The sequence below is a fragment of the Candidatus Hydrogenedentota bacterium genome, assembly GCA_035416745.1.
Classification (GTDB): Bacteria; Hydrogenedentota; Hydrogenedentia; order Hydrogenedentales; family SLHB01; genus UBA2224.
Genome location: DAOLNV010000007.1, coordinates 110,058 through 117,169 on the forward strand (window position 1 = coordinate 110,058; position 7,112 = coordinate 117,169).

At 60.9% G+C, this 7,112-nt stretch carries 7 protein-coding genes; 6 read left to right on the forward strand and 1 reads right to left on the reverse strand.

Annotated features, from left to right (window positions below; all coding sequences use genetic code 11):
- Positions 1–176: 176 nt before the first annotated feature.
- From PLJ71_04570 to PLJ71_04595, 6 genes are all read left to right on the forward strand, one after another.
- On the forward strand, positions 177–470 hold the full coding sequence (locus PLJ71_04570) for a CopG family transcriptional regulator (protein HQM47937.1): 294 nt from the start codon (positions 177–179) through the stop codon (positions 468–470).
- The gene (locus PLJ71_04575; protein ID HQM47938.1) at positions 460–1,401 is read left to right on the forward strand and encodes a zinc ABC transporter substrate-binding protein; all 942 of its coding nucleotides are present in this window, start codon (positions 460–462) and stop codon (positions 1,399–1,401) included. The genes PLJ71_04570 and PLJ71_04575 overlap by 11 nt, the downstream gene beginning before the upstream one ends.
- Before the next feature lie 62 nt (positions 1,402–1,463).
- A complete protein-coding gene (locus PLJ71_04580; protein ID HQM47939.1) occupies positions 1,464–2,198 on the forward strand; it encodes an ABC transporter ATP-binding protein in 735 nt (244 codons plus the stop codon).
- Positions 2,191–3,030: a metal ABC transporter permease gene (locus PLJ71_04585; protein HQM47940.1), complete on the forward strand. Its 840-nt coding sequence runs from the start codon at positions 2,191–2,193 to the stop codon at positions 3,028–3,030. The genes PLJ71_04580 and PLJ71_04585 overlap by 8 nt, the downstream gene beginning before the upstream one ends.
- Positions 3,031–3,207: 177 nt before the next feature.
- Positions 3,208–4,467 (forward strand): AGE family epimerase/isomerase, encoded by a 1,260-nt coding sequence (locus tag PLJ71_04590; GenBank protein HQM47941.1) that lies wholly within the window; start codon positions 3,208–3,210, stop codon positions 4,465–4,467.
- A 216-nt stretch (positions 4,468–4,683) separates the two neighbouring features.
- Positions 4,684–6,279 (forward strand): ADP-ribosylglycohydrolase family protein, encoded by a 1,596-nt coding sequence (locus PLJ71_04595; GenBank protein HQM47942.1) that lies wholly within the window; start codon positions 4,684–4,686, stop codon positions 6,277–6,279.
- A 65-nt stretch (positions 6,280–6,344) separates the two neighbouring features.
- On the opposite strand, the gene PLJ71_04600 is transcribed toward PLJ71_04595, so the two are convergent.
- A complete protein-coding gene (locus PLJ71_04600; protein HQM47943.1) occupies positions 6,345–7,061 on the reverse strand; it encodes an RsmE family RNA methyltransferase in 717 nt (238 codons plus the stop codon).
- Positions 7,062–7,112 lie beyond the last annotated feature (51 nt).

Below are 7,112 nucleotides of genomic sequence, written 5' to 3' on the forward strand. Positions count from 1 at the left end.
ACGCAACCAGCACATGGGCAACCACAACTCGCGGCTGGAACCAAACGAGCGGCACATGCGCTGCCTTGCCCCGGGAGGCAGGAGGTCTGGACGGCCACTGACGGGAATAGTACGAGCGCCTGTTGCGTTAGGTATTAAAAAGTATTAAACTCGGCCGGTCAACCGGAGAAAAACCCATGCCCCCGTCAAAAAAACACGAGATCATTACGTTCAAGGTGGACGAAGGCCTGTCCCACGCCATGCAAGGCATTGGTAACCGGTCGGAGTTCATCCGGCGGGCCATTCTGGCCGCTCTCGAGAACGTGTGTCCCCTGTGTCTTGGAGCGGGCGCCCTCTCGCCCGAGCAGCGAAAGCATTGGGACCGGTTCTCGGCCACACACAACGTGGAAGAGTGCGAGAACTGCCATGCGATGCACATTGTGTGCGTGGCCGCGGGCAGTTCAGGCGAAGCGGAGACTCATGCGCACTAGACGCGTGTCATTGCGCATCGTCTGGCCCGGCGTATTGCTGTGCCTGGCGTTGACGGGTGGATGCGGGCCGGGTCCCGCGCCGTCTCAATCTACAGGTGTGGGGGGCGGCGCCTTGGACGTTTTCGTCAGCATTTCCCCGCTGGCCTTTCTGGCTGTGCGTGTTGGGGGAGAGCACGTGCGCGTTCATACCTTACTGTCCCCCGGCCAGGGACCGCACACGTTTACGGCAACGCCGAAGCAGGTGATGGCGTTAGGCGAGGCCGCCGCATATTTTCACGTGGGCGGGTTCCCTTTCGAACGCGAACTTGCCAAACGCGTCGGGGCAAGTTTCCCTTCCCTCGCGGTTCAGGATCTGAGCCAGGGCATCGCGCGCCGGACCGACCTGGCGCACGGCCACGCCGAGGAGTCACCGGCGCAGCATGCCGGCGAGGAGTGGGACCCGCACGTGTGGATGTCGCCGCCCATGCTCGAGACCATGGCAACAGCGGCCGCGCAAACGCTGAAACGGATTGACCCGGCTCATGCTGATGACTACGACCAGAATCTTGGCGGCGTTCTCGACGATCTAGAGGTCCTTGACCGTGAATTGCGGGAGAAGCTCGCGCCGTACAAAGGCGATGTGTTCTATATCTATCATCCGGCTCTGGGATATTTTGCGGAAACGTACGGGTTGCACCAGAAGTCCGTGGAAGTGGGCGGCAAGAAGCCGGCGCCGCGGCAGCTTCAGGAACTCATCGAGCAGGCTCGGAAAGACGGCGTGCGGGTCATCTTTGTACAGCCGCAGTTCGATCAGCGTGCCGCGGAGTCGGTGGCGGAGGCTATCGAAGGCTCGGTGGCGCCGGTCGACCCTCTGCGTGAAGACGTGCTCGCGAATCTGCGCGAGATCGCAACCAGTCTGGCCGAAGCCTTCGCCGCGGAGAAAACGCCATGAGGCCGGATGCACAAACGCCAGATTCATGCGCTGCCCATAGCGCCCACTGGCCCGCTGTATGTATGCGGAACGTGACGTTCTCGTACAACGGCTGGCCGGCGCTTCAGAACGTGAACCTTGACATACCCTCCGGCGCGTTCTCTTGCGTTATTGGCCCTAACGGCGGCGGCAAATCGACGCTCCTCAAGCTTATTCTCGGCCTGTTGACGCCGGACCAAGGCGAAGTGAGAGTCTTCGGAGAACCTCCGATGAATGCCCGCGGCCGCATGGGCTACACGCCCCAGTTCGCGCAATACGATCCCCAATTCCCGGTGTCCGTGGCGGACGTGGCGCTCATGGGCATTGCGGAACGCCACTGGGGCGGACGTTATACCCGCGAGGAAAAAGACGCGGCCCTCCGCGCTCTTGACGAGATGGGCATCGGGAACCTGCGCCGCCGTGCTTTCTCCGAACTGTCCGGAGGCCAGCGCCAGCGCGTGTTGATCGCCCGCGCGCTGGTATCCGAGCCGGACATGCTGCTATTGGACGAACCGGCCGCCAATGTGGACCTGGCCGCGGCGAAACGCCTGATGCTCACCCTTCAGGACGTGGCGAAGCGCATGACCATCATCATGGTCTCCCATGATCCGTCTTTCATTTACGACGCCGTTTCGCGCGTGATCTGCGTGAATCAGCATGCGCATATCCATCCCACAAGCGAACTGACGACGGCTCGCCTGCGCGAACTGTACGGCGAAGACGTGCGGCTCATCCGGCACGACGTGCGCGACCGCGAAACGGACCATGCCCATGAGTGAGTTTCTGAAAGCGCTGTTTCATCCGGACATTCCTGTGTTGCGCCATGCCATGCTCGTGGGAATGTTGTCGAGCGTGGCTTTCGGCATCGTGGGGACGTTCGTGGTGACCCGCCGGATCACCTTTATCGCGGCGGCGATCGCGCATTGTGTGTTGGGGGGCATCGGCGCCGCCCTGTATCTGCGCGTTCACACCGGCCTGGCATGGCTCGAACCGATTTACGGCGCGTTGCCCGCGGCATTGCTCGCAGCCCTCATCATCGGCGTGGTCAGCCTGCGCGCCAAGGAGCGAGAAGACACCGTCATCGGCGCTGTCTGGGCCGTCGGCATGGCCGTGGGGCTCCTCCTCCTCGCGAAGACCCCCGGCTACAACAAAGACACCATGAGCTACCTTTTCGGCGATATTCTGCTCATCACGAAACGCGATGTCTGGCTGGTTGCGGGGCTCGACATCCTGATCGTGTCCGTGGCGGTGTTTTTCTATAACAAGCTGCTGGCGGTGTGTTTTGATGAGGAATTCGCCCGCACGCGGGGAGTCGCCGTCGAACGGTATTACCTTCTGCTGTTGTGCCTGATCGCGGTGACTATCGTGCTCCTCGTGTATGTGGTCGGGATCGTGCTGGTTATTGCATTGCTTACCCTGCCTGCGGCGGTTGCGGGGCAGTTCTCGCGGCGTATGGGGCGGATCATGGTCACGGCGGTGCTGTTGTGCATGGTGTTCTCCGCGTCGGGCATCGCCTTGAGCTACCCGTACGATCTCCCGAGCGGCCCGACGATCATCGTCACCGGCGCGGTAGTCTACTTGGCCGTCCTGGCCGTGAAGCGGCTCCCATAATTTTGGGGACACAATACTCAATTGTGGCTGTGAATGCCCAAGGCACGTGGTACAACAAACGCGCAGGAAATCCCAATTGAGTATTGTGTCCCCAAAATTCAGGAACTTGCGAAGCACGCCGTGCTTCCGTAGACTGGCACAGGGCCGCAAGAGGCAATACCAAAGGGAAGACGTGCCATGAAAGAGCGCTGCAAATCTTTGCTGAAAGAAGTGCAACACCACCTGCGCGAGGAATTGATACCGTTCTGGATGACTCACGGCGTCGACGAGGAATACGGGGGATTCTTGACCTACTTCGACAGGAACGGCAATCCGACCGGCGAAACCGTCAAGACTCTTATATGCCAGACGCGGATGATCTACACGTACTCGTCGATGTACCGTGCAGGATACGGCGGCCAAAAGGCCCTTGACATCGCGAAACAGGGCGTCGACTTTCTCCTCGCGCACATGTGGGACGACAAGTACGGCGGCTGGTACTGGACCGTCGAGCGGGACGGCACGCCCATCAACAGAAGCAAACTGGGGTACGGCCATTCTTTTGGCATTTATTCGCTCAGCGAGTACCAGATGGCCACTGGCGACCCTCGCGGCCTCGAGTGGGCCATGCGCAACTACGAGATCCTCCAGACACGGATGGCCGACAACTGCTACGGCGGTTACTATGAGTTCCTCGAGGAGGATTTTCAAAAGAAGCGGCCGGGCAAGTACGGCGGCGATCGCAAATCGTTCGATATCCATATGCACCTTATGGAAGCCTTCACGAATCTCTACGAAGCCACCGGCGCCCCGCTTATTTACGATCGCACCAACGAGATAATCGAGTTGCTGTTCAAGCGGGTTATCCACCCGGAATTCGGCACGGGCATCGCCCAGTTCGCCCTCGACTGGACTCCGCTGCGGGCCATCCTCTTCGCTGACGTATGGGGCTCGGACCGCGACGTCGAAGACGAAGCGGGGCGGCCCATGAACAACACGAGCTTCGGCCACAACGTCGAGTTTGCGTGGCTCCTTATCCACACCTTGGACATCCTCGGCCTGAAGCGCAGCGGCTATCTCGAGGCTTTCCGCAAGATCTTCGACCACTGCCACCGATACGGCATCGACTGGAAACACGGCGGCGTCTATTGCGAAGGCCCCCACGACGGTCCTGCCCGTGAGAAAAACAAAGAGTTCTGGCAACAGGCCGAATGCCTCATCGGCATGCTCGACGCCTATCTCCTGTTTGGCGACGACAAATACATCGACGCCTACGAAAACGTCCACCGCTTCGTCATGGATCACGTCGTCAACCACGAAGTCGGCGAGTGGTATCCTCTGTTCGACGAAAACAACAACCGTCTCTGGGACTACATGGGCCATGCGTGGAAAATCAATTACCACACCGTGCGGTCCATGATTCAGTCCGAGAAACGCCTCATGAAGATTGTAGGATAGCGGCCGGGGCGGCCTGCGAGTCCTTTCGTCCGTGGCGATGGTGACCTATTTCGGGAAAGGCTCTTGCCATCGGCGTCTCAGAGTCGGAAGCTTGACGACCCGGCGGTTGCAGGAATGGCAGGGTCAGGAGCGGCTGCGCGAGGCCGTCCTTTGCCCTTGATTTCCCCTGCCGGAATCTCCACGATAGGCACGAACACCTGGTAAGGAGGGTGAGGCATGAGATCACTAGCTTTGATTGTTTGTTCAGCCATTATTTTGGGAAGCATCAGCGCGGGCGCGGCGGAGACGGTCCCGTTGGAGCAAGCGCGGTTCGTCGACAAGTGCAAAGGCGCATGGGCAGGGCAGATGTTCGGTGTGTGTTTGGGCGCACCCTACGAGTTCCGCTTCAACGCGACGACCATCGACGAAGACCTGCGTCCATGGAAACCGGAGCACATCGCGGGGTCCATTCAGCAGGACGATTGCTATGTCGAGATGACCTTCCTGAAGGCGCTCGAGGAGCACGGTCTTGACATCACGTACGAACAGGCGGGTAAGGCCTTCGCGAACACCGAATACCCGCTTTGGCACGCCAATTATTACGGCCGCGAGAACGTGCGTGCGGGCATCATGCCGCCCATGTCGGGCCATCCCCTGTACAACCGCCATGCGGACGACATCGACTTCCAGATCGAGGCCGACCTATTCGGCATCTTATGTCCCGGATTGCCCCAGGAGTCCACTCGTCTCTGCGAGATATTCGGCCGCATCATGAACTACGGCGACGGCCTTTACGGCGGGATGTTCGTCGCGGGGATGTACGCGGCGGCGTATTTCGAAGACAGCGACATCCGGGCCGTCCTCCAGGCAGGCCTCGATTGTATTCCGCCTGAATCGCAGTACCGGAAATGCATCGAGGACGTCATCGCGTGGCACGACGAGGCCCCGGACGACTGGCGCGCAACATGGCGGCGCATCGAAGAGAAATGGCAGGACGACGTTGATTGCATGCCCGGTTCTCCGTTCAATATCGACGCAAAGCTCAACGGCGCTTATATCGCCATGGGTCTTCTCTACGGCGAGGGTGATTTGCTGCGCACGGCGGAGGTATCGGCGCGCTGCGGGCAGGACTCCGACTGCAACCCCTCCAACGCCGCGGGCGTCTTAGGTTGCATGAAGGGATTCGAGTCGATGGGTTCTGAGATCACCTCGGGCATTGAAGCGATTCGAAACGAAAAATTCATCCACACCGACTACGGGTTTGATTCGCTGATCGATGCCTGCCGCGGGATCACCGAGCAGATCATCGCGAGAACGGGGGGCACCGTGGACGGTAGCGTTTACCACATTCTGAGGCAACCCGCCCAGCCGCCCGTGACCCTCGAGCAGTGGGTCAATCAGGAAGAGATGCTGAAGATCGCCATTACACCCACGGAAATGCGGCTGTGGGATCCGGCGTGGCGTGTTGTTGCGTGCGGCCATGAGATGGAGCCTGGCATCCGGCGCGGATGGCATGGCCGGGATTCGGTTCTCGTTTTGCACCCCGTCAGCAAGGAAGAGCCCGCGGCGATCGAAGCGGTGCTGGACGTTCCTGCCTCCGCGAAGCAGTTGGTTCTGCTTGTCGCGTCCGACAAACGGGGCGATTTCGTGCTGCGCGTGTCGTTGAACGGCGAACCAGCCCATGAATCGGTCATCGACACGAAAGGGGAATGGCGGGAGATAGGCGTTGACCTCGCGCCTCATGCGGGCAAAACGGTTCGGGCGCGTGTGGAAAATGCCGCCAACGACTGGTCTTTTGAAGCGGCCTACATCGCCTCAATCGAGTTCCGTTGAAACCAAGAAAGGCGTGGGACGCTCCACGCGATTCCGCTTTGGCCGTCGAGAATCGTTCCCAGACCTCAGGGGCCGAGGCAGCCGAGTTCGTAGCGGACGAGGGCGCAGGCGATGGTTGCCGCCACCTCGGAGCGGAACGTGGCCGTTCCGAGCGAGATGGGGCGGGCCTCGTGGGCCCTGGCCAGGTCGAGCTCTTCGGGCGTGAAATCGCCTTCGGGTCCCACGGCGAGGGCTATGTTGTCTCCTTTGACAGCCGCGCGCAGTGGAATGGGTTGGGCGCCGGCGGTCGCTATCAGGAGAGCGGACCACACGCCCGTCAAGGCGGTCGGCAAGTCCTGGGCCAGTGCGAACTCGGGCAGCCACAGCCGGCCGCACTGTTTGCATGACTCGATGGCCCAGCGCCGCCATTTTTCGCTCATTGACGGGGGGCGCTCGGAACGCTCCGACGGGTAGAACACGAAATGGCCTACGCCGATCTCCGTGCAGCGACGGATAAGTTCCTCGATGGATTTGTCGCGGTGAAGCGAGGCCTGGAGGAGGGTCAACGTGCGCAACTCGGGCTGGGTGTTGCGTTCTTTCGTAATCTTCACCGTCACATCCTGCCGTGTGCTGCGGGCGACCCGCCCGTGAAGCTCGCGTCCCATCCCGTCGAACAAGTGTACGGGATCGTCGTGCTGCACCCGCACCACATGCAGCGCGTGGTGGGCTTCGGGGCCCTCGAGCACCGCGGCCCCGCCCTGCACGGCGTCCGGCTCAACGAAAAAACGATGAATATGCGGCATGGCGCAAGGATACCACTCGTGATTTTACGAGGCAATGGCGCGCCGGGCGGA

Bases quoted from the DNA above. Each gene is read 5' to 3' on its own strand.
- PLJ71_04570 (HQM47937.1), top strand. From the start codon at position 177: ATGCCCCCGTCAAAAAAACACGAGATCATTACGTTCAAGGTGGACGAA.
- PLJ71_04575 (HQM47938.1), top strand. From the start codon at position 460: ATGCGCACTAGACGCGTGTCATTGCGCATCGTCTGGCCCGGCGTATTG.
- PLJ71_04580 (HQM47939.1), top strand. From the start codon at position 1,464: ATGCGGAACGTGACGTTCTCGTACAACGGCTGGCCGGCGCTTCAGAAC.
- PLJ71_04585 (HQM47940.1), top strand. From the start codon at position 2,191: ATGAGTGAGTTTCTGAAAGCGCTGTTTCATCCGGACATTCCTGTGTTG.
- PLJ71_04590 (HQM47941.1), top strand. From the start codon at position 3,208: ATGAAAGAGCGCTGCAAATCTTTGCTGAAAGAAGTGCAACACCACCTG.
- PLJ71_04595 (HQM47942.1), top strand. From the start codon at position 4,684: ATGAGATCACTAGCTTTGATTGTTTGTTCAGCCATTATTTTGGGAAGC.
- PLJ71_04600 (HQM47943.1), bottom strand. From the start codon at position 7,061: ATGCCGCATATTCATCGTTTTTTCGTTGAGCCGGACGCCGTGCAGGGC.